This window comes from Sphingobacterium suaedae (assembly GCF_042684625.1).
GTDB lineage: Bacteria > Bacteroidota > Bacteroidia > Sphingobacteriales > Sphingobacteriaceae > Sphingobacterium > Sphingobacterium suaedae.
Window position 1 is genome coordinate 415729 of the sequence record NZ_JBHULR010000021.1, and the last position, 22299, is coordinate 438027.

Consider the following 22299-nt stretch of genomic DNA (forward strand, 5'->3'; position numbering starts at 1 on the left):
GGATGCCGAGCAGTTGCAGGAGGGCAAGCCTTCCTCGGAACAGACACAAGATAGTGCAAAAGCACCGGAACCAGCCGGCAAACCCACGGGGTTCAAACCGCGCTTCAAGGCCGGTGTAACCAAACCGGCAACGGAACAGCCAGATGCCGAGCAGTTGCAGGAGGGCAAGCCTTCCTCGGAACAGACACAAGATAGTGCAAAAGCACCGGAACCAGCCGGCAAACCCACGGGGTTCAAACCGCGCTTCAAGGCCGGTATAACCAAGAATAAACCAGCGGATGACAATCCGTCTCAATAACACACTATATCCATCAACTAATTGATTGACTTATGTTAAAGGAAGAAAGACAAGCCTACATTATACACCAGATAAACCTACACAATAAGGTGCTATCGTCTGATCTGAGCGTACAGTTAAACGTGTCGGAAGACACCATCAGAAGAGATTTAAACGAACTCGCTGAAAATGGACAAGTCCTAAAGGTGTATGGCGGAGCTTTATCAAAATCTTTCCAGTTTCCCTTTCAGGAAGGAAATGTATACGCCAAAGAATCGAAAAAAGAAATTGCAAAAAAAGCAATTTCCCTTATACAGAACGGCATGACCGTACTGGTTGGCGGGGGGACGACGATGATTGAATTGGCACGATTGGTTCCTAACGATATCCAATGTACTTTTTTCACGATCAGTCCCTTGGTTGCACTTGAGCTCGCTGAAAAAGAAAATATCGAAGTTATATTGATCGGCGGAAAATTATCAAGGAACACCAACATCGTAACCGGTTCACAGGTTATCAACGAACTGTCCGATCTGCGAGTTGACCTTTGCTTGTTGGGAACAAATAGCCTATCGCTCGATGAGGGGATCACCGATTCCGATTGGGAAGTTGTACAAATTAAACGGGCGATGATTAAGTGTTCGAAAAATTTGGCTATCCTAAGTATAGCCGAGAAACTGAACTCCAATCAGAAAATGCGTGTTGCTCCACTCCGCGATGTCACGTACTTAGTGACAGACCTGGATCCTAGTCATCCAAAATTAAAGGAGTTTGCAAAGCAAATTGATGTGATATAAATCAATAAAATGGTACACGGATCGGCTTATTCTTCCAAAAGCTGATCCATCATATTCTTATACACAATTGCATTAAAGTACAGTTGGTAACGTGCGCGATTGTAAGCGACTTCCTCTACAGATAACGGCTTAAGATCATCAACGGATCGAAGGTCGTTTTCCAAACTAAAGACAATAAATTTGCGATCGAGTAGCCACTTAAGCAAACTATTCTCTTCTCTTAAAAATACACGAGCACCCAAATTTAACAGCTGGAAGATATTACCAGCAGCCTCTTGTCGTCTCATTCCAAAAATCGCAGAGCTTATTTCCGATAGTCGCTGCTGATAGGCGTGCAAAGGTAAAAAATTACGAAGCGCTTCAAGACGGTCCGGAAAAACGTTGTTATAAGCTTTAATAACCTCTTCCGCGTAATTCGAATCTCCGTAACTTAAAGGTAATAGGATCGTGTAAGGGATTGCTGTCAGCTTCCTTTCTTTAAGTTTTTTTAGAATTGTCAGGTGGTTCCCCGACGGAGAAGAAGCGTGGTTGACCATGATATACTTCTTTTCCGCATTACTGAAAAAATCGGCGTTTCCTAATGCATGATAGTAGATAAAGGATTTGAATTTTGCCTTAGAGGGGAAATAATTTGTAAACAACTCAAAGTCATTTTCATTCCAAAAACAAAAATAATCACAAGCCAAAAAGCATTCTTGAATTGCATTGTTCGGTGAAATGCCAAACCAAAACAAATATTTCCATTTTTTTATAAGTCGATCAAAAAACGCTATGCTTGGTCGATCCCTAGGTCGGTCGTATAATTGGTATCCTCGGTGTTCTTCCAAAAAGCCATATAAATCCCCGCCGTAAAAAATCCAATATAGCTTTAATTCAAATTGAGCGAGCAACGACCGAACCATAGCAGCTTTATAGCTATCTATATAATGGACAAAGAGATTCGCGCTCATATACCTTTGAACGATCGTTGCTATTTTATCTTCCCATTTCCTATCGCGAAGATTGATAACCAAACAATCCTCCCCTGGTTCTGTAAAGACTAGTGAACCATTTCCTGATTGCAGAATAACATAAAAATTTTCGCCCGGATATGACGTTTCAAACTGGGCTATGGCCCCATTTGTAAATTTATCATCGTGAAGAAGATGCAGGTTTTTCTTCGTTTTTTTATTCATTCTTCTTTATAATTCTTGCGGGCATGCCGGCCACTGTCTGATTATCAGGAATATCTTTCGTTACCACAGCGCCGGCTCCTACGACAACATTTTTTCCAACTTTCACACGCGGCAATATCGTGGCATTAGCGCCGATATGAGAATAGTCACCGATGGATACCCCTCCCAACAATGTGGCACCAGGAGACAATTCCACAAAATTCCCAATACGACAATCGTGTGTAATAACTACTTTATAGTAAATTAATACATAATCGCCAATAGTACTCCCATTTGATATATCGACATGACTTAGAACGGTAGCTCCAGGACCTATCTGAACATGTTTGCCGATATTGTTAAACTGTCCAACGACCGTAGCGGGCTTGCCGCCAAGTTTGAGGGCTTTTTCAGAAAGGGCTTTTCGAATACGAGGAACACCAACGCCCACGACAAAAGAAGAATGTGTAGCAAAATAAGCTTGCAGTTCATCGTCACGGGTTAATATTCTATACCTTTGGTATAAGAGTTTTGGAAGACCATGTGTTACATTATCGAAGAAAACCAATTCTGCTCCTATTTCTATTTCTTCGTAAACCTGCAATAGCTCCTTTGCAAGTCCACCGGCTCCGATAATAACCATATTAATTGTTTTGTACGCGCAAGATAATACGCGCAATTAAGTGTATCTCTTCTTTAGTCAATTCGTGGTAAAGCGGTAAGCAAAGAACACGCTTGGAGATATCGTCCGTATACGTGAATTGTTTAGCCGGTAAATACGGTAAGGAGTTAGCTAAAGAGGGGTAAAAATAGCGTCGCGTAAAAATTTGGTGCTTATCAAGCTCACTTACGACTTTCAACAAAAATTCTTCACTTTCAAGAATCAGCGGAAAATAGCTATAATTTGGAGCTGAGTTTGCGTTCCATACTGGATAAACAACGTGTAAACCTTTCAAATTCTTATGATATGCCGCTGCCAATTCTTTACGTTTTTCCAATATGCTTTCTATATGCAATAAGTTCACTAAGCCCATTGCTGCGTGAAGTTCTGAATTTTTTCCATTTATACCGAGATCACCATATGTTCCAAATCCCGAAATACCAAAATTACGCATAAGGGCTGATTTTTTTAACAGCTCTGGATCTGTGGTAACAATAAGTCCTCCCTCTACACTATGGTATAACTTGGTGGCGTGTAATGAGCAGATGCTCACATCTCCAAATTCGAATATGGATTTACCCTTATATTGTACGCCAAACGCATGTGCTGCATCATAAATAACCTTGAGTCCATACTTTTTTGAAATATGGTCGATTCGATCGATGTCACAGGGATTTCCATATACATGCGTTGCTAAAATAGCCGTTGTATTGGGTGTGATGGCTGCTTCGATCTTTGTTGGATCGATATTCAATGAGTTTTTATCGATATCAACGAATACGGGAGTACACCCTTCCCATACGACAGCACTTGTTGTTGCCACAAAAGAGAAGGGTGTCGTTATCACCTCCCCTTTCACATCCAATACCTTCAAGGCAATCTGCAGAGCTGTGGTACCATTGGAGACAAAAAGTAAATGGTCTAGCTTTAAATAGTCTTTGAGACGCATTTCCAGTTCGCTGGAAAGTGGACCCATATTCGTTAGCCACTGTCTTTTCCATATTTGTTCAACATATTGCTGATACTCTTGCAAGGGCGGCAAAAAAGGCTTGGTTACCTGAATCATGGCTTATATTCTTTTATTAACTGGATCATGAACATACACGATGTCGTTCTTAACACATAATTTGCTCCTAAATAAAAAACTAGGGCAACTGTAAAACTAATTAAAATTTGAGAGATCAAGGATGAGTCTTTAAGCCAATAAAGAGTTATGACAATCAGACCATACATCAGTGCTGAAGACAAAAGCGTTGGTAACATATCTAGCAGTTGCCTCTTTGTAGCGTACCCGATCATATCGGCACTATAATATGTATTAATTAACAACGCGATAAAAGAAATAACAACCCCACTCCAGACTAAACCGAGTATCCCAAATGGAAGCGATGCCGTGATGATAATTACGGTCATTACTTTTTTTATTATTTCTAAACGTAAAAACAGATCCGTCCTTCCATACACTTTCAAAACATTGAGATTGATAGAGTGTATCGGATAAAATATACTCGCTAAACTAATGATCTGGAAATAAGGGACTGCAGGTAGCCATTTCTCTTTAAATAACAATTGGAACAGGGGATGCGCTATAGCGGCCAATCCAAGCATTAGCGGGGCTGTAACAAAGAAAGATAGGCCCAATATCTTCTTATATGCATTCGCGATCTCTTCCTGATTATTTTTGATATTGGAAAGCAAAGGATAAGTGACCTTAGATATAACAGAAGTTATAATATTCGTAGGATACTCGTTAAAGGAGCGCGATCGCTCGAAAAATCCTAGTAAAGTAACTGAATAGAATTTTCCGATAATAATATTATATATGTTAGTAAAAATGGTGTTTAACAACCCCGACAACATGAGTTTATATCCGAACGCATAGTGGTATTTTGCTTTCTCCACGGAGAAGGTTAAGGAAGGTGTCCAACTGGAAAAAACCCAAAAGCTGATCGTCTGTATAATCTGAGAGACAAGAAACATAGTCACTAATGACCAAACACCGTACCCATGATATCCCATAGTAATACCTACTACTGGACCAATAATTGCTGCGGGAATGTTTAATTTGGTGATTTTCTTAAACTCCATCTTTGACGTCATCAGGGTTAGCTGTACCGATGAGAAGGCTGAGATAATGAACGTAAGACAATACCAACGCAAAATGGATGTCAGGATATCTTTTTTATAGAAGGAGGCAATCAAGGGAGCCGCAAAATAGAAGATGACATAAATAATTGCTGCAACGAAGAGACTCAGAAAAAAGACGGTTGAGTAGTCTGCGTTATCAGCTGACTTTGTTCGGATTAATGAAGCCGTCATACCGCTTTCAACTAGTGATACTCCGACTAAAACAAACACCATAACCAGACCAATCAAACCGTAGTCATCGGGCGATAATAGATCCGTCAAAATCAATGTAGTCACAAATGCAAGGCCTTTTATGAGCAAGGTATCGATCAGCGTCCAGAAAATTCCTGATATTGCATTTTTCTTTGTTGACATTACTTTTCTCTTTAACCTAGCATTGATTCTGCTTTATGATGCTCGTCGCTACCTTAGAAAGGGTCTGAAATGACGCCAACAAAGATTCCTGCGACTTCGGAAACCTGTCCTTCAGCTACTCGTTTGCTGACGTTCTTTCTGATGGCATCTTCAAAAACGCCCATTGTATACCTAACTCTGAAAGTAATACCTTATTGTACACATGATTCGGTAACATCTATCGGCTTGCCTGTCTTCCTCAAACATCTTTCGTATGCAGTTACAGGTCAAAAGTAAAAAAATAAACGATTAAAACTCTATTTGAGTCGCTTCAAAACAGCGAAAGAAATGAAATGGGAGAATCAACATTCAAAAAAGGAACTAATGCGAAAATAACTTTCTATATTTGAAGTTTAGGAATGACGTTATTCTTATGCTTGCACCCATCGTATTATTTGTCTACAATCGGCCCAAACATACGCGACGAACATTAGCGGCTTTGGAAAAGAACATATTAGCAAAAGATTCGTTGCTTTTTATTGTATCAGATGGTCCTAAAAACGCAGACGCCGTAGAAGCGGTGAACCAAGTCCGCTCCATTATACGTGAACCGTGGGAGTTTAAGCATATTACCATTTTAGAGCGTACCCGAAATTGGGGACTTGCGGAGAATGTTATTGATGGCGTAACGAAAGTAATCCAAGAACATGAACAGGTTATTGTATTCGAAGACGATCTAGAGACTTCACCTTATGCACTAACTTATTTCAATGATGCATTGATGCGATATGCCCAGGAAGAACGGGTTATGGAAATCAGCGGATATATGTACCCTGTTCAACACCCAAAGCGATTGCCAAAGACATTTTTTTTTCGTGTGGCCAATAGTTGGGGATGGGCAACCTGGAAGCGCGCTTGGGACAAGTTCAATCCCGATATTCACGAACTGACCAAAGACTTTAAAAGAAAAGATATCCGGAATTTCAGTGTGGATGGCACCGAAAATTTTTGGAAACAGGTGAAGGAATACAGGGCTGGCAAAATCAACTCCTGGGCTATCCGCTGGTATTTGTCGATATTCAAGGAACAGGGACTGGTGCTATACCCAAGGGAGTCTATGGTTCAAAACATTGGCACGGATGGCTCTGGGACGCACTCGGACGTAGACGATGTGTATCGGGTAGAATTGGCACAGTCTAAAGTTAAATATTTTCCGACGGATATCGTTGAAAACAAAAAAGCCTATGAAGCCATAAAATACTTTTATGCCCATCGAAAGGGTAATCTGTTGGAACGAGGATTACGGTTTATAATAAAAAAATTAAGACGGTCATAACGTGACACCACCAAAAATTTCCATTATCACCATTGTGTTTAACAATGTGCGCGACATTGAATATACGATTCAATCGGTGATACAACAAACGTACACCAACGTAGAGTACATTGTTATCGATGGTCTCTCTACAGACGGAACATTAGACATTATCGAGCGCTACCGCCCCCATATTGATGTGTTGATCTCCGAACGCGACAAAGGGATTTATGATGCGATGAATAAAGGGCTGACCCATGCCACGGGGGATTATGTGTTGTTCTTGAACTCTGGAGATGAACTCTTTGAGGCAGGCACACTTGCCAAGATCTTCGATAGGGAAGATCTGGCGGATATTTACTATGGCGAGACCAAACTCATTGATGAGCAGCGTCGCGTATTGGGCGACCGTAGACACCGGGTTCCGGCAAGCTTCTCGTGGAAATCTTTTCGTTTTGGGATGAACGTGTGCCACCAAGCCATTTACGTAAAGCGGTCGCTGGCGGAGCCCTATGATACGCAATACCGATTGAGCGCCGACATCGATTGGGTCATACGTGCAGCAAAAAAAGCCCAGAAAATAGTGAATGTGGAGTGTTATGTAGCCAAATATCTCGTTGGGGGCATGTCACAGCAACGGCATAAGCAAAGTTTACAGGAACGCTACCGGATTCTCAAAAAATATTATGGGACGGTCCCGAATTTCATTAATCACGGCATTATTGCCTTTCGTTTACTTCTTCATCGACTAAAACATGGCAAAACAAGAGATTAACGCCCTGAATCCGGAAATCCTCATTGCACTAGCGAACACGAAAATGCCTTTTGGAAAATACCAAGGGTGGCTTCTCTGTCATCTTCCCGAACCATACCTGGTATGGTTCCATCAGAAAGGATTCCCGTCTGGAAAGTTAGGTATGCAGCTTGCAACGCTGTATGAAATCAAGCTAAACGGCTTAGAATACCTTTTGAAACCATTGATCAAAAAGTGATCATGATCGGATTTGAATCCGATTTTTTGCGTACCTTTGCTTCCATAAATTTTTAAACATTAAACGCCGTTTGCAGCGGTATCAATGCATATGAGTACGTATCAAACATTGCTGTATTATTGTTACAGCCCCATCGAGAACGCCGAAGAATTCGCGGCGACACATTTGGAATTTTGTAAATCATTAGGTCTCGTAGGACGAATTATTGTTGCCGATGAGGGGCTAAATGGAACGGTCTCTGGAACGGCTGAAGCTTGTCAGCGCTATATGCAGGAGGTACATGCCGATCCTCGTTTTGCGAAAACCGATTTTAAGATTGATGTGGTCGAAGAGCCTTCATTTATCAAAATGCACTGCCGCTACAAAGCGGAGATTGTACATTCGGGCCTTCGTGATCCTTTGGTCATTGACCCTAATAAAGAGACCGGCAAACATCTAGAACCTGAGGAATTTATGGAAATGAAAGATCGGGACGACGTCGTCGTTCTAGACGTTCGTTCCAACTATGAGCACAGTGTAGGACGCTTTAAAAACGCGGTGACATTGGATATTGAAAATTTTCGTGAATTCCCTGAAAAGATAAAAGAGCTTGAGCAGTATAAAGATAAGAAGATTTTGACCTATTGTACTGGTGGTATTAAATGTGAGAAAGCATCAGCCCTTTTGCTAAAGGAAGGATTTGAAGAGGTATACCAATTACATGGCGGGATTATCAAATATGGCAAAGAAGCCGGAGGAAAGGATTTTGAAGGAAAATGTTATGTTTTTGACAACCGCGTAACGGTTGACGTTAACTCCGTTAATCCATCTGTTGTATCTACCTGTAAGAATTGCGGAACGGTTACCTCAAAGATGATTAACTGTGCCAATCCGGTTTGTAATGAACATTTCACTCAATGTGATGTTTGTGGTTGGGAGATGCAGGGTTGTTGTTCGACGGCATGTATGGAGCATCCGCACAAACGTGAATACGACGGAACCGGCTATTATGTAAAAGTACCGCAGCCAGTTAACGTGGACAAAATCAGCAAAAGAAAACATAAAAACTTCCCCCCCAAGGAGACAACCTCGTTATAGTATACATAAAACGGGTAGTCAGATATGAACTACCCGTTTTGTCTTTAAAACTTCCTTTATACTTACCATTTCCAATCTCCTGAGACTTGCAATGGTATCTTCAGGCCATAACGTTCTAGATACGTTCTTGTTTCCTCGTCGTTAAGGCGAGCGACGGGCAATGTTGCTGTCTGCGCCAAACTATACGCTAATACAGCGCCCAACTTAACCGTTTGTTCCATGCCTTGTTTATCAACCAATTCAAAAATATCGCGATCCGAGTGGTAATATGCTCCTGCATTATTTGGGAGGGTCCCGCCTGATCCGCCACCGTACGGAATACCTTTCAGCATGAAGGGCTGGTGATCGCTGTGCAGCCCGGCACCGATTTCAATCCGTCCATGATATACGGAATCGACCGCCTGTAGCTGTTCCAACCAGTTACGGTATAGATTCTGCATTTCCTCGCGCGAGGAATAAAAGCCTGTTGGCGCATTCGTCATATCGAAGTTCAACATAAAACGTGTCGCTGTCAACCCATCGGTACGTTCTGTTTCCTCTACATATGCTTTAGACCCCAACAGTCCTTGCTCCTCGCCCATAAAAAGGACAAACTCGATCGTCCGTTTGAGTTTAATGCCGCATGCTTTTAGTGCTCTTGCCATGTCCACCACCGCAAAGGCTCCGATTCCGTTATCGATGGCACCCGTCGCCAAGTCCCAGGAGTCCAGATGGCCGCCCACCACTATTTTTTCTTTTGTTTTGCCGGGCAACGTCGCGATAACGTTCCGCGCGTTCACCTGACGGGCTTTATTTTCCATAACGATAGACGCCGACATAGCGCTTTTGGCCAATCCCTGCTTTAACGCCATACCATCTTCGTAGCCAATACATACCGCAGGGATATCAATCAATTTTCCCGTAATGGAGGCTGTACCAGTCAATAATACACCACCCTGCACCGCATTTATGAAGATAATTCCTTTGGCTCCAAATCTTGCTGCCAAGGCTGTTTTCTCCGATCGGTGCAGATTTTGGGTACCTTTTGCTGTACCGGGAAGTAATTGTAGATAAGCCATGACCACTTTTCCTTCTACCTCCTTGTTTTGGTAATCTGCTTCCAGGCCATTACCTACGTCGACAAGAGGTGCTTCAATGGCCACCTGTTGTGGAGAATGCGCTAAAGAAACCGCCTTTAATTCCTGGCCATCCACTTGCATACGCAGTGTTTTTCGCTCCCAGGATACCATTTCGAAAGGCTGAAAGCGAACATGGTATCCGTAGGACGTCAAGATGTCGAACACGAGCTGTTCCGCCTTCTGTCCATTGACAGATCCTGTCAAACGGTGTCCGATCCGTTCGGTAGCATCCTTTAAATTCGTGTAGGCCTGCGAACCGCTACGCACTTCAGCAAGCAGTTTTGCATAATCGCTCTTAAAGTTATCTTGGGCGAAAGACACGATATTCGTCATTAGCAACCATGTAAATATATATATTCTCATGTATTCAAAATACGTACATACAAACAAAAAGCGCTCCGTTGATGACCGGAACGCTTCTATTTTTTATCCTAACAAGGCTGCCGACGTTTGTGCGGTGCGATCTACCTTTTTCACGAGTCCTTGCAGCACATTTCCCGGCCCTACTTCCACAAATGCTTCTGCGCCATCCGCTAACATGTGTTGCACGGTTTGGGTCCAACGTACTGCTCCGGTCAGCTGCGCGATCAAGTTCGTCTTTATCTGTGTCGGATCTGTATACGGTTTTGCATCTACGTTTTGGTAGATCGGACAAAGGGGAGCCTTAATTTCCGTGGCTTCAATCGCTGCTTGCAATTCCACCTTGGCCGGTTCCATTAAAGGCGAGTGGAATGCGCCACCGACGTTCAACTTCAGGGCTCGCTTTGCTCCGGCCTCTGTCAACAAGGCACAGGCCTTATCCACACCTTCGAGAGAACCGGAAATAACGAGTTGTCCCGGGCAATTATAGTTTGCTGGCACAACGACATCTTCGACCTGTGCACATATTTTTTCTACGGTTTCATCATCCAATCCAAGGATAGCAGCCATGGTAGAAGGTTGCGCTTCGCAAGCTTTTTGCATCGCATTTGCCCGTTGAATGACTAATTTTAGCCCATCTTCGAAGGATAATGCCCCTGCAGCTACCAAGGCCGAAAATTCACCTAAAGAATGGCCTGCCACCATGGTCGGTTGGAATTGATCGCCCAAAGCCTTAGCAAGAATTACGGAGTGAAGAAAAATTGCTGGCTGTGTTACTTTCGTCTGCTTTAGGTCTTCATCCGTCCCTGCAAACATGATATCCGTAATGCGAAACCCTAAAATATCATTGGCTTGCTCGAATAAAGATTTTGTTTCTTCGTTCAGGTTATACAGGTCTTGTCCCATTCCTACGAATTGGGCGCCCTGACCTGGGAAAATATAAGCTGTTTTCATGCTATTACTAAAAAGTTAGAGGTCAAAATTAAAAAATATAATGGATCATTCATCAATCTTCGGGTACAAACGCTAAAGACGTTAACTTATCCTCGTCAAAAACATCCTGAGCAATAGCGAGTACATCTGCGGCAGATACCTCATCAATTTTCGCGAACACTTCGTCTAAGGAAATCACGCGGTCATAGTCTATTACATTTTTGGCTACGGCGATAATCATACTCATCCGATTTTCTTCAGCCAACGCGATTTGGCCTTTGAATTTATGCTTGGCTTTCACCAATTGACTTTCTGAAACGCCCTTTGTCTTTAGTTTGTCGAGCTCTCGAAAGACTAATTTTTTGGCTCGTTTTACTTTTTCGTCGTCGGTACCGAAGTAGATCGTGAACAAACCCGTATCCGAAAACAGCGTGTAGTTTGATTCTATGGTATACGCTATTCCGTACTTCTCCCGGATGGATAGATTGAGGATAGAGCTCATACCGAACCCGCCCAACATATTGTTCAGCAAAAGCAAGCCCGTCTTGCGATCATCGTATATACCATATGCCGGGGAGCCCAGCATATAATGCACCTGATTAATCGGCTTGGTCATTTCTATATGCTCATTTAAACTGAGTACCACTTGTCCCCGTTCCCGAATTGGACGGTTCTCTTTCACAGGTTCAAAGTATCGACGAAGCAATTTCTCTACTGCTTTTAACTCGTAATCCCCTGTGATCCCGATGACCATTTCGTGCGTGTGGTAATTGTTTTGAAGGAATGTGCGAATAGCATCCCGGTCAAAGGCCATTAAATCTTTTTCTAAACCCAGGATATTATGTCCTAAACCTGACCCTTTATAAATCAGGTCTTCGTAATCATCGATAATAGATTCTTCTGGACTATCTAGGTAGGACGCCATCTCGTCTGCGATAACCCCTTTTTCCTTTTGCATCTCCTCGTCAGGAAACGTAGAATGAAAGATAATATCTTCGAAAAGATCCAATGCTTTACTTAAATGCGGTCTCAAGATGGACGCGTGGACACACGTATATTCCTTCGTCGTGTACGCATTCAAATCGCCCCCCACCGCCTCAAGATGGTTTAGGATTTGTTGCATGGAACGACGCTCAGTCTGTTTAAAAAGCAAATGTTCAATAAAATGTGCTACTCCAAATCTTCCGGGCTCTTCGTCTCGCGATCCAGCGTTGACAACTAAACACGTATGTGTTATGGGTGATGCCTGCCGGTGAAACACCGCTCGGATACCATTATCCAACCGGATAATTTCATATTCCATATTTTCTAAGTCAAATGTAAATGAAGTCAAAAACTACCGTTTGTCATACCGTCTTATCCGCGCTGGTTGAATCTGCGGAATTGTCTGTTTATTCCTGCCGCGCAGGTCGACAAACCCAAGGTACAAAGGTAGCAAATAAAAAGAATACAGCTGTAGTTGGAAGAACTACAGCTGTATTAAGGAGAATGAGGGCGTCTTGCTCGGTTTACATACGCGGCCTTCTCATTCCGCCCGGACCTCGATCTTCCTGAAACGGATTTACCCCTGAAAACTTTTGTAGCTTAAACGTAAATGTCAACATAAAATACCGTCCGAGACGATTGGTCTGGCTGTCTAAAATATAGTTATCAGCGACTGTTCGGGAAATGTTTGTTTGTTCATTCAGCAAGTCAAATGCTTGTAAGCGAATGGTGCCGCGCTGCCCTTTTAACAATTTTTGTTCAATATAGGTATTGATAATAAAGGGATTTGCATTTAAACTTCCATAGCCGCTATTAAATGTTTTAGAGACGTCTGCCCCAAAAATAGTTGTCGGTGTGATATTAACCGATCCTATTAAGGTTGGCGTCCAAGATTGTACATTCCGCGCAGTTTCCTCGGTAGAATTTTTCGTATAATTGTAGGCATATCGTACGCCTGGATTGATCTCCAAATTTTCTGACGGGTTGTATCGGAACATCAGGCCTTGATTAAAAACCCAATTATTCGCGATATTTTTTTGTCCTTCGGTTGCATTGGCGTCGGTCGACACATAGGAAATATTCTTATTGTAATTGATCCCACCCATCAACATGATGTTATACGTTTTTTCCTTGATCGACTTGCCGAAATGATAAAATGAATTTACATTGTACACGGGTTCTGCCGTTTCATTAAGATACTGACTTTCGCGGATTAGCCCTAAGTTTCTGCCGGATAGATCGTTGTATGTCTTCGTAAAACTGACAATCTTATCATTCGTTAAGTTTGCGTTCAGCATCGCGAAGAAGGTATTTCCTTTTTGGAAATCTCCGCTACGAAAGCGGGTACGCATCTGGTGTGTAAATTCCGGATTTAAATCAGGGTTACCGAGTGTTATGGTGGTCAGCTCCGTGCTGACATTGAACGGCAAAATCTGCGTAACGGAAGGTTCATTGGCGCTTCCGGAATAATTGATGGTCAAATTTTTCTGACGAGAAAACTTGTATTCAAAACGGGCAATAGGTACGATGTTCAGATAATTTTTATCTATTGTTGCAGAATTGTTGCTGCTAAAGGCATTTCCGCTCAATAGCGACGGCTGAACGGCCGCTCCCAAGGAATAGGTCAACTTGTCGCCTGCGTGCGAAAAGCTTGCACCGACACGGTGCGAGGTAAACGAATAGTCAAAGTTATAGTCAAAATTGACATCCAAACCAAGATTTTCATTGGTGAGGATCTCGCCGTCGCGGTCTAGGGCCCATTGTTGATCTGCGTTATCATACTTATTGGTATTGAGATCGTACGTTACTTCGATTCTATTTTTCGCACCAATTGGTTCTGTATACGATAGCGTACCGCCGGCATTCCAGCTTTTATTTTGTACCTCCCGTAGTGCTTGCCAATAGACCGATTCCATACTTTGGCCGGCATTGTTTGGATCTGCTGCTAGGAGGTCTACCACCTTATCATAATCTGCTTCTTTCGGAGAATTATCGTAATTGAAGTTCATGAATAGGTTTCTCCCTTTGTCGTTCAGTTTGCGGTTATACAACCCACTGATGCTGTAGCGGGGCACCGATTCACTAGAGGTTGCACGTTGTGTCTGCTGATTGATAAACACATCGCCTAGGTAACTAGACGAATTGGTCAACGCACTTGCGGTATTATCTCCAAAACCAAATTGAGGAGTAATTTTGATATAATCCTTATCGGAAATATTCCATTCCAAGTTAGCTTCGAATCGATGGTTGGCATTGATGGTATTGCTGCTATCCTTTGTATTATCGAACTGCGTACCGTTATCTAAGAAGGTCTGTCGGATAGAACTTCCCAAGACATCATTGTCATCGCGGCCGTAGGAGTAGCTACCGTATACTTTCAGTTTATCACTGAAATCATGCCGGACATTCAGGCCGATAGATCCCGTATTGGTTAATCCACTTGTTCCGCCCCAAGGATTCCCCCCTCGTCCACCTGCTCCACCTTGACGCCTGCGTGCGCCGCCACCCATGCTGCTGAAATCAAATAGATTGGCATTCATATTATTCAGATTACCCAAAATGGAAACTTGGGTTTTATTGTTCAGGGCCATCAACATGCCGGTGGCCTGGTAACGTTCTTCCGTTCCAGCACCTACGCGTAAGGTGGTCATGTATCCTTTGTTATATTGCGGATCGATCTGTATGTTCAACACTTTTTCGGAGCTTCCGGTTTTGTTTCCGGTCAGGTTTGCCATATCGCCATAGTCGTCGACGATTTGCATTTTTTCGATGATATTCGCCGGTAAGTTTTGCGTAGCGGTTTTTACGTCTCCACCGAAGAAATCCTTTCCATTGATACGCACGCGCGTGACGGACTCGCCTTGGGCGGTTACGTTACCATCCTTATCCACCTCCACACCTTGAAGTTTTTTTAACGCATCTTCGGCTACCGAGCCATCCCGCAGTTTGAGATCCTTTGTGGAATATTCGACGGTATCTCCTTTCACTTGTACGGTAATAACACCATCTACCACGACTTCTTCCAACATATTTTCTATCCCTTGAAGTTCAAAAGATGGAATGACCATTTTATCCTGTCCGGCAGGAAATGTCAATGTTCTTTCAAATGGTTCAAAACCCAAGCTGCTGACCTTAATCGTAAAACGCTCTGCCCGAACATTGTTAAATGTGAATATCCCGGCAGGAGACGAGCTTGTTCCCATTGTATCCTTTCCGGAGATCAACTGGACAGAGGCGCCAGCTACCACGCGCGACTCCTGATCGCGCAACATACCCTGCACTGCTCTTTCTGCTTGCGCACGAAGCTCTGTCGCAAGAAATAGGAAACTGGCCAAGGTACAAACATAGGTAAAAAGTTGTCTCATATTTTTCATGTTCTCTTCTTCTAATTTAAGGTCGTCTCTAAAATGACGACCGACGTTGTTTTCGATTTTTCAGGAGTAGAACGGCTCGTACGGTATGCCCCATATGTAGTGCTTGCGCGCGTCTGTTTTTGCTGCAACACAGAGAAACCATCGTTTATTCCTAGCTTTATGGTGATCTCTCCGGCTGATGGCATAAGCAATCCTTTCGGAACAACCGCTTCGTAAATTAAGGCATCGTCTTCCACCTTAACAGCCGCCTTTAGGCCATAACCGTTCTGCAGGGACAGCAATCCATCAGGAACAGTAGGAAAACCTGATAAAAGGTAACCTCGTGACCGGTCTATCAATTGTTGTTTATAGATCTTCGAGGATGCGATATCTTCCTGTTGCATGGCTCTTTTAACTTCCCGATCGGGGTAGGGAAAGAGAAGCTGAAGATCGCTTTTGTTCTTTTTTTCGGCGAGAATACCAAATAGGATACCGTTGCGTGCTGCAGCACGCTGCAGCATCGGGTCAACAACCCGGATAGCAACATACACCTGCTCCTGATCTTGTCCAAGCTGATAATACCAAAGACCCTCGTCCGAGACATCAGTCATGGACTTCCACTCGTGCAGATCGGCATCAACGCGTACCGCCGACATGGGTGATATCGTTATCCTTTCTTTCTTCTGGGCAAAGACACTTCCTATTATACAGGTCATCAGCATGCCTCCCAGAACCCATCTTGTTTTTCCGTTCATCTGTGTGCGTCTGGATGGTCCCGAGGGACCTTACCAATTATTTGCCTACAAAGAAAATAAGAAGAAGTGTAAATTAGTGTAAACCCGTTCCTATCACAGAGAAGTTACAGCTTTTTAACATTTACCTTAACACGTGCAGACATGCTGGTCATTTTCAAGCCGAAGCCACTATTTTTTTGTATTTTCGTAGCATGTTACTTTCTACATTTCAGAGCGAACACATTGAGGCTGGCTGTGACGAAGCAGGGAGAGGCTGTTTAGCGGGGCCTGTATTTGCGGCCGCGGTGATTTTTCCTCCCGGCTATTGCAACGCCCTACTCAATGACTCCAAACAGCTTTCCGAAAAAAAAAGGATGGAACTCCGCCCGATTATTGAACAAGAAGCCTTGGACTATGCGGTTGCCAGTGTCTCCGCAGAAGAAATAGATCGTATCAATATTCTTAATGCATCCTATTTAGCCATGCATAAGGCTCTTGATCAACTCAAGACACGGGCGGCCTATATTATTGTCGATGGAAATCGGTTTAAATCCTACCAAGATGTGCCGCATCAATGCATCGTCAAAGGTGATGGCAAATACCTGTCGATTGCTGCGGCTTCTATTCTTGCAAAAACCTATCGTGACGAATACATGGATAACATAGCAAAGGATTTTCCACACTACGACTGGTTGTCCAATAAAGGATATCCAACAATCAAACACCGCAACGCGGTACTCTCCTTCGGAATCAGTCCGCATCATCGAAGAACTTTCCGGGTTACCGATCCCCAATTAAAGCTCTTCTAGACGTGTCTATGTGATATAACATAAAAAAAGCATCAACCCTAATATGTTGATGCTTTTTCTTTCGACAGCTCGTTGAGCCTACTGTTGTCGCCATTTATTTTTCCTCGCAGCCCACAAACTGAACGCCAATGCTGCACATAATCCCACTACCAATATGATCGAAGCGATCAGGGAAATCATGTTGCTTATGCGGATGGACGCCGGAGCAAATATGAATTCGATGGTATGGTTTCCTCCAGGTACCTGCAACGCGCGAAGAAGATAATCGGCCCGAATGATAGGCACTTCCTTGCCATCAATAAAAGCTTTCCATCCCTTTTCGTAATAAACCTCCGAGAATACGGCAAATGCGTCATTCGGCGACGTAGATTCATACCGCAGGGTATCTGGGTGATAAGACACCAATTTAATCTCTGCATTGCTTGGTTGCCCGAGCCGTGCGGCATTTAATTGGTTCTTGAACGCTTCGTGTACGAAGGCCTCTTTCCGCGGATCGAAGCTACTAATTGCCTGCATCTCTTGCGCATTGTCTTTCACGAAAGTCACTTTGTTCACAAACCAAGCGTTTCCGGCGGCCGTACTTCGACGTTGGATTTGTTCTGCTCCGTTTTGCGGATTCTGTGTAATCAGGTACCGAACATTTAGCATATCGAGCACATCTTCATTAATGGCTCCGTTAAATTGATGTTCAAGCACTTCTTGAAAACGCATCAGCTTAGCAGCATGATATCCTCCAATACTCTTATGAAAATAGGATGCCCGGGCGTCTGAAAACGGATTTGTCGTTAAGTCTAGGACTCGATAGCTTGGATCTTTGTCTAGTCTAATCAATTGATCGACTTCGCGTTCAACAACATGTGTCTTGGCACGCTCTTCGATGAAGGAGTCATCATTTAAATACCGCTTGTCCACGGCCCATAAATCGGCCAACGTTACCACGCCCAATATTCCTAAAAACATGGGGATACTTAACTTTTTCTTCAGATAAAACCAAACAAGGCCAAAGGTTAGGGCGATAATGAAAAACGATCGGTAAGCGTCTTGGCTGGCCAAAGCCGATCGATCTTTAATCAATGCATTCGAAAATTCACGGCCTACACTTTCCCCGCCCAACTGCTGACTTACCGAAGTGATATATTCTTGATGTCCACTGTTTTTAAAGTCTAAAAACAAACTGGGCATTAAACCGACAAGCAAACAGAAACCACCGACGCCGACGAATGTGTATAAAACCTTCTTATCAAGCTTTGGAATCTCAGAAGCCCTGTTTAAGAGGGAATCGACCGCTAAAATAGCCAACAAGGGAATGAGTATGGCCGGTATAACGAGAATAGATTCGACGGCCCTAAACTTGTTGTACATTGGAAAATAATCAAAGAACAGGTCGGAAATCAGCGGGAAATGTTTTCCGAAAGCCAAAAACAAGCAAAGTGTTGTCGCTCCCAGTACCCACCACTTTATCCTGCCCTTTACAATGATCAATCCCAAAACGAACAAGAAAAATATGCCCGCACCAAAATACCAAGGTCCCGATGTAATCATCTTCTCTCCCCAATAGGTTGGAATCCGCTTTGAAAATTCAACAGCTTGTGTTTCAGGGACACCATTTTTCGTAAAAAATTTAACAATCTCGGATTTGGCATCTAGTACGGGGCCCGTGTTACGTCCACCATAAGCATTTGGGATCAAAAAGGTAATATTTTCTCCCACTCCTTGGCTCCATTCATAGGCATACGTTTTATCCAACCCGCTACTCTTTTTTTGTCCGTCTTCGACTTTTTGAATATTGGCAGTCCCTCGGGTCGTAAGTTTACTATATTCCAACGTAGGGAACAATACGGAGGCATTCACCATTACCGCGATCAGTGCGGCACCGACCTGCAAAGCTGACGCTTGTAAAAAATTCTTCAGCTTTTTATCGCGGATAGCGTAATAGAGTTCGACTCCTACATAGAGGAGCAATGCGATAAAAAGATAATACGTGATCTGAACGTGGTTAGTCCGAATCTCCATCGCCAGGAACAATGCCAATAGGATAGGTCCCCATAAACGGCTTCCCCGATAGCATAACAAGACTGAGCCAATGATTGGCGCAAGATAAGCAATCGCATAGGCCTTGTTGACATGCCCTGCTTCGATATAAATAAAATTATAAGACGTAAAGGCTAATGCAATGGCTCCAACCGCCGAAAGCCAAGGTTTTAGTCGTAAAACAGAAAACAAAAAATAACCGCCCAGCAAATATAACAGTACAATATCTGTCGGAACAGGGAAAACAGCGCGTATCGCCCTGTTGAGATAACTCGTCACATTGCTTGCGTGTTCATACCATATCTGATAGGTTGGCATTCCTCCAAACATCGAATTGGTCCAAAGGGGGGCATGTCCGTCCTTTGCTCGATAGTCAAACAATTCCTTTTGACTGCCTTCGGCCTGCATGACATCAGATTGTGCTAATGTTTTACCTCCGAATATTGGTGAAAAATAAAAAAACACCAACACAATAAAGATGGCGATAATAATAAGATGGGTCGAGTTTTCCTTAAACCACTGTTTCATAAATATGCGTTATTGCTTGTTATCATTAGGTTATATCTCCCCTTCGTAAGGATTGCCTGTTGTAAACAGTCCCGGCAGTCTATAGCACCTAACGAACACGATTAGTTCCGTTATGTGCCAAAAATATAGAAATGATTTGAAATTATCAGCAAAAATATGTTAATCGGAGAAAGCGGCAGACTTCCTCAAAATGGCTCTTTAGTCGACATTCTGGATAAGCCGTTTGATATCGGCGAGTTCGCCGAATACCACCAATAGGTCATTTTCCTGCAGCACCGTTTCGGATCCGGCAATACCGGAAGCCTCCTTATGCAGGACGACCTTTTCTTTCACGCTCTTTTCATATGTTTTGACGGTGGTCAACACAATTACTTTATATTTATTTGTTAGGTTCGCATCCTTCAACGTCATTCCGACATATTTTGATGGCACACGAATCTCGACAATACTGTATCGGTCGGAAACTTTAAAGGAATCTATGATATCGATATTGTCCAGGCGCATGGCCAGCCGTTCTGCCGCCTCCTCTTCCGGCATAATGTATTCGTCGATCTGCATGGCCTGTAATACGGTTTTTTGCAGATCCGAGACTACGCGGCCGATGATCCGCTTGACCTGCAATTGTTTGAGCAGAGCCGTCGTGAGTAAAGACGCTCCCTCATCTTCGCCGATAGCCACAATAACCGCATCGCTATCTTTTAAAGGGAGCGACGTCATCGCCTCGCGGTCTGTCGTATCCATGCATACGGTATGGGTGATTTTGTCTTTTAATTGCTCAACAATACCCATGTTTTTATCTGCCGCGATCACCTCGTGACCAAGCTCCGTCAAATGTATCGCCAGCGATTTACCAAAATGTCCCAGCCCTAAAACAATATACTTCATCGTTAAAATAAAATCTTCTCGGTGGGATAAATATAGCTTTTATTCTTTGTGTTCTTGATAAATGCCACCAATAATGTCAGGGTACCCACCCGCCCCACGAACATGGTAAACACGATAATCATCTTTCCTGTGGCAGACAAAGAGGGTGTAACGCCCAAACTGAGTCCACATGTCGTATACGCAGAAACCGTTTCAAAAAACAACGTCTTCATCTGTTTGTCGGAATCCGCAAAATTCAACAAAATAAAGCTCAGTGTGATTGTTAGTACGGATAGTAAGATAATGGCAAATGCCTTGTTGACCGACTCTGCCGCGATGCGTCGGCGAAATATTTCGATCGACTCCTTCCCCCTCGCGAGGGTTAAGATATTAAGCACGGCCAATGCCACGGTCGTCACCTTTACACCTCCACCTGTTGACCCGGGCGAGGCACCCATCCACATGAGTGTTACGACCATAATTAGGGTTGGTCCGGCGAGAAAGCCCATATTTATGCTGTTAAATCCGGCCGATCGTGCGGAGTTAGCCATAAAAAAAGAGGTGATCCATTCGCCGACAACAGAAGGGTCGTCCGTTAGCGTATGCCGCTGTTCCAGGAAAAAATAGGAGGCTGTAGCTAACACGACAACAACGGCATTACATAACAGGATGAACCGGGTGTTAAAGGTAAAAGATCTCGGCTTATGTATATATTGTTTGCGCAGAATTACTTCGTGAATAAACTGTGCTAATTTTCGCTTCAAGAATGTATAGAAGTCGAAAACCGTTCCAAATCCTAATCCTCCTAATATGAAAATACTCGCCAAGCATAACTGAAAGGCATAGTTAAACCGATATGCATCGTTATGTATACCATTTGGAAGGATGGAAAAACCAGAATTACAGAAAGAAGAGATGGCGTGGAAAGCGGAGAAAAATACGCGTTCTCCCATGGACTCGAATTGACGCGCATCTAACGAAAAGAAAATTAGAACGCCTCCGATCAATTCAAACAGTAGTGTAATAAAAATAATAGTTAGCAAGGTAGAGATAACCGAATTCAATTTATTTTCCCCCAAAATTTCACCAAACATCAGCTGGTTTTTATAAGAAAATCCACCTGAAAAAAAATAGCCAAAAAAACCGGTGAATGTCATGATTCCTAGACCGCCAACCTGAATGAGAATCATGATGACCGACTGTCCGAATACAGAGAAATTGGTAGAGATATCGGTAACGGTCAGCCCAGTGATGCATACCGCACTGGTAGCCATAAACAAGGCGTCTACAAAACTTAAAGGAGCGACCAGCGTAGTTCGCGGGAGCATTAAAAGGATTGTTCCCAACAGAATCAGGGCGATAAAACTGATGACAAAAAGGATGGTTGGGTTAAAATAAAAATTGTCAAAAAACAAACTGTTACGGGAAAGTTCGGAGAGGAACATGAGCGCAATGCCGAGATATACCCATTCCATCTTAGAAAAATAGACCACATTGGTCAGCCTGGAAAAACTAATAAAAAGAAAGTAGGTGAGCAACACGAGTCCGGATATATGGGAGACGTTGATTTTCCGTTGCGTTAGAATTGCCGCAGCAGTACGGATCGCGCCTAGCACAAACAAAAAGTAGAACATGCCTATTACGGTGCGTTCGGAAATATGCGCCACCTCCCGATCCGTAATATAACCAATATGGGTAATCGCCATCAATGCGCAGACCATACTCAGGTAGAACATTACTTGATCAACAAGTTTGTTTCTGTATTTAATTAAGAACTTGAAAAAACTAACAATGGCTTCCATGCCTTACAAACTTAAGGATAATTTCTAAA

19 protein-coding genes are annotated in these 22299 nt (G+C 43.2%); 7 read left to right on the plus strand and 12 right to left on the minus strand.

Features of this window, described 5'->3' with window-relative positions:
* A partial coding sequence (locus ACFSR5_RS21065; protein ID WP_380906555.1) for a hypothetical protein occupies nt 1-298 on the plus strand: 298 nt, incomplete at its 5' end.
* Nucleotides 299-330: 32 nt separating this feature from the next.
* Complete coding sequence (locus tag ACFSR5_RS21070; RefSeq protein ID WP_380906556.1) at nt 331-1074, plus strand: DeoR/GlpR family DNA-binding transcription regulator; 744 nt, start codon at nt 331-333, stop codon at nt 1072-1074.
* Nucleotides 1075-1100: 26 nt separating this feature from the next.
* Here the strand turns inward: ACFSR5_RS21070 and ACFSR5_RS21075 are convergent, their stop codons facing one another.
* The 4 genes from ACFSR5_RS21075 to ACFSR5_RS21090 are packed head-to-tail and all read right to left on the minus strand — an operon-like array spanning nt 1101 to nt 5391.
* Nucleotides 1101-2249: a TDP-N-acetylfucosamine:lipid II N-acetylfucosaminyltransferase gene (locus tag ACFSR5_RS21075; protein ID WP_380906557.1), complete on the minus strand. Its 1149-nt coding sequence runs from the start codon at nt 2247-2249 to the stop codon at nt 1101-1103.
* Complete coding sequence (locus ACFSR5_RS21080; RefSeq protein WP_380906558.1) at nt 2242-2871, minus strand: NeuD/PglB/VioB family sugar acetyltransferase; 630 nt, start codon at nt 2869-2871, stop codon at nt 2242-2244. The genes ACFSR5_RS21075 and ACFSR5_RS21080 overlap by 8 nt, the downstream gene beginning before the upstream one ends.
* 1 nt (nt 2872) lies before the next feature.
* The gene (locus ACFSR5_RS21085; RefSeq protein WP_380906559.1) at nt 2873-3955 is read right to left on the minus strand and encodes a DegT/DnrJ/EryC1/StrS family aminotransferase; all 1083 of its coding nucleotides are present in this window, start codon (nt 3953-3955) and stop codon (nt 2873-2875) included.
* Nucleotides 3952-5391, minus strand: a complete 1440-nt coding sequence (locus tag ACFSR5_RS21090; protein WP_380906560.1) for a lipopolysaccharide biosynthesis protein — start codon at nt 5389-5391, stop codon at nt 3952-3954. The genes ACFSR5_RS21085 and ACFSR5_RS21090 overlap by 4 nt, the downstream gene beginning before the upstream one ends.
* 412 nt (nt 5392-5803) lie before the next feature.
* On the opposite strand from ACFSR5_RS21090, the gene ACFSR5_RS21095 reads away from it, so the two are divergent.
* The 4 genes from ACFSR5_RS21095 to trhO all read left to right on the plus strand — a co-directional run bounded on the left by ACFSR5_RS21095 (nt 5804) and on the right by trhO (nt 8754).
* Nucleotides 5804-6706 carry a glycosyltransferase gene (locus ACFSR5_RS21095; protein WP_380906595.1) on the plus strand — a complete coding sequence of 301 codons (903 nt, stop codon included), beginning with the start codon at nt 5804-5806 and terminating at the stop codon, nt 6704-6706.
* A 1-nt stretch (nt 6707) separates the two neighbouring features.
* Nucleotides 6708-7460, plus strand: a complete 753-nt coding sequence (locus tag ACFSR5_RS21100) for a glycosyltransferase family 2 protein (protein ID WP_380906561.1) — start codon at nt 6708-6710, stop codon at nt 7458-7460.
* Complete coding sequence (locus tag ACFSR5_RS21105) at nt 7441-7677, plus strand: DUF3820 family protein (RefSeq protein WP_380906562.1); 237 nt, start codon at nt 7441-7443, stop codon at nt 7675-7677. The genes ACFSR5_RS21100 and ACFSR5_RS21105 overlap by 20 nt, the downstream gene beginning before the upstream one ends.
* A 90-nt stretch (nt 7678-7767) precedes the next feature.
* Nucleotides 7768-8754 (plus strand): oxygen-dependent tRNA uridine(34) hydroxylase TrhO, encoded by a 987-nt coding sequence (gene trhO, locus ACFSR5_RS21110; RefSeq protein WP_380906563.1) that lies wholly within the window; start codon nt 7768-7770, stop codon nt 8752-8754.
* Between the two features lie 62 nt (nt 8755-8816).
* On the opposite strand, the gene ACFSR5_RS21115 is transcribed toward trhO, so the two are convergent.
* From ACFSR5_RS21115 to ACFSR5_RS21135, 5 genes are all read right to left on the minus strand, one after another.
* Nucleotides 8817-10235, minus strand: coding sequence for a M20/M25/M40 family metallo-hydrolase (locus ACFSR5_RS21115; RefSeq protein WP_380906564.1), 1419 nt, complete (start codon nt 10233-10235; stop codon nt 8817-8819).
* A 63-nt stretch (nt 10236-10298) separates the two neighbouring features.
* Nucleotides 10299-11186, minus strand: coding sequence for an ACP S-malonyltransferase (fabD, locus tag ACFSR5_RS21120; RefSeq protein ID WP_380906565.1), 888 nt, complete (start codon nt 11184-11186; stop codon nt 10299-10301).
* Nucleotides 11187-11238: 52 nt separating this feature from the next.
* On the minus strand, nt 11239-12468 hold the full coding sequence (locus ACFSR5_RS21125) for a M16 family metallopeptidase (RefSeq protein ID WP_380906566.1): 1230 nt from the start codon (nt 12466-12468) through the stop codon (nt 11239-11241).
* 205 nt (nt 12469-12673) lie between these two features.
* Complete coding sequence (locus ACFSR5_RS21130) at nt 12674-15514, minus strand: outer membrane beta-barrel protein (protein ID WP_380906567.1); 2841 nt, start codon at nt 15512-15514, stop codon at nt 12674-12676.
* A gap of 20 nt (nt 15515-15534) precedes the next feature.
* Complete coding sequence (locus tag ACFSR5_RS21135) at nt 15535-16257, minus strand: hypothetical protein (RefSeq protein WP_380906568.1); 723 nt, start codon at nt 16255-16257, stop codon at nt 15535-15537.
* A 191-nt stretch (nt 16258-16448) separates the two neighbouring features.
* On the opposite strand from ACFSR5_RS21135, the gene ACFSR5_RS21140 reads away from it, so the two are divergent.
* On the plus strand, nt 16449-17045 hold the full coding sequence (locus tag ACFSR5_RS21140) for a ribonuclease HII (protein WP_380906569.1): 597 nt from the start codon (nt 16449-16451) through the stop codon (nt 17043-17045).
* Nucleotides 17046-17123: 78 nt separating this feature from the next.
* On the opposite strand, the gene ACFSR5_RS21145 is transcribed toward ACFSR5_RS21140, so the two are convergent.
* The 3 genes from ACFSR5_RS21145 to ACFSR5_RS21155 form a co-directional block, all read right to left on the minus strand.
* On the minus strand, nt 17124-19604 hold the full coding sequence (locus ACFSR5_RS21145; protein WP_380906570.1) for a YfhO family protein: 2481 nt from the start codon (nt 19602-19604) through the stop codon (nt 17124-17126).
* Between the two features lie 198 nt (nt 19605-19802).
* Nucleotides 19803-20489, minus strand: a complete 687-nt coding sequence (locus tag ACFSR5_RS21150; protein ID WP_380906571.1) for a potassium channel family protein — start codon at nt 20487-20489, stop codon at nt 19803-19805.
* Nucleotides 20490-20491: 2 nt separating this feature from the next.
* A complete protein-coding gene (locus tag ACFSR5_RS21155; protein WP_380906572.1) occupies nt 20492-22270 on the minus strand; it encodes a TrkH family potassium uptake protein in 1779 nt (592 codons plus the stop codon).
* Between the last annotated feature and the right edge of the window lie 29 nt (nt 22271-22299).

Coding starts and splice junctions, on each gene's coding strand:
- ACFSR5_RS21070 (WP_380906556.1), top strand. CDS start 331: ATGTTAAAGGAAGAAAGACAAGCCTACATTATACACCAGATAAACCTA.
- ACFSR5_RS21075 (WP_380906557.1), bottom strand. CDS start 2,249: ATGAATAAAAAAACGAAGAAAAACCTGCATCTTCTTCACGATGATAAA.
- ACFSR5_RS21080 (WP_380906558.1), bottom strand. CDS start 2,871: ATGGTTATTATCGGAGCCGGTGGACTTGCAAAGGAGCTATTGCAGGTT.
- ACFSR5_RS21085 (WP_380906559.1), bottom strand. CDS start 3,955: ATGATTCAGGTAACCAAGCCTTTTTTGCCGCCCTTGCAAGAGTATCAG.
- ACFSR5_RS21090 (WP_380906560.1), bottom strand. CDS start 5,391: ATGTCAACAAAGAAAAATGCAATATCAGGAATTTTCTGGACGCTGATC.
- ACFSR5_RS21095 (WP_380906595.1), top strand. CDS start 5,804: ATGCTTGCACCCATCGTATTATTTGTCTACAATCGGCCCAAACATACG.
- ACFSR5_RS21105 (WP_380906562.1), top strand. CDS start 7,441: ATGGCAAAACAAGAGATTAACGCCCTGAATCCGGAAATCCTCATTGCA.
- trhO (WP_380906563.1), top strand. CDS start 7,768: ATGAGTACGTATCAAACATTGCTGTATTATTGTTACAGCCCCATCGAG.
- ACFSR5_RS21115 (WP_380906564.1), bottom strand. CDS start 10,235: ATGAGAATATATATATTTACATGGTTGCTAATGACGAATATCGTGTCT.
- fabD (WP_380906565.1), bottom strand. CDS start 11,186: ATGAAAACAGCTTATATTTTCCCAGGTCAGGGCGCCCAATTCGTAGGA.
- ACFSR5_RS21125 (WP_380906566.1), bottom strand. CDS start 12,468: ATGGAATATGAAATTATCCGGTTGGATAATGGTATCCGAGCGGTGTTT.
- ACFSR5_RS21130 (WP_380906567.1), bottom strand. CDS start 15,514: ATGAGACAACTTTTTACCTATGTTTGTACCTTGGCCAGTTTCCTATTT.
- ACFSR5_RS21135 (WP_380906568.1), bottom strand. CDS start 16,257: ATGAACGGAAAAACAAGATGGGTTCTGGGAGGCATGCTGATGACCTGT.
- ACFSR5_RS21140 (WP_380906569.1), top strand. CDS start 16,449: ATGTTACTTTCTACATTTCAGAGCGAACACATTGAGGCTGGCTGTGAC.
- ACFSR5_RS21145 (WP_380906570.1), bottom strand. CDS start 19,604: ATGAAACAGTGGTTTAAGGAAAACTCGACCCATCTTATTATTATCGCC.
- ACFSR5_RS21150 (WP_380906571.1), bottom strand. CDS start 20,489: ATGAAGTATATTGTTTTAGGGCTGGGACATTTTGGTAAATCGCTGGCG.
- ACFSR5_RS21155 (WP_380906572.1), bottom strand. CDS start 22,270: ATGGAAGCCATTGTTAGTTTTTTCAAGTTCTTAATTAAATACAGAAAC.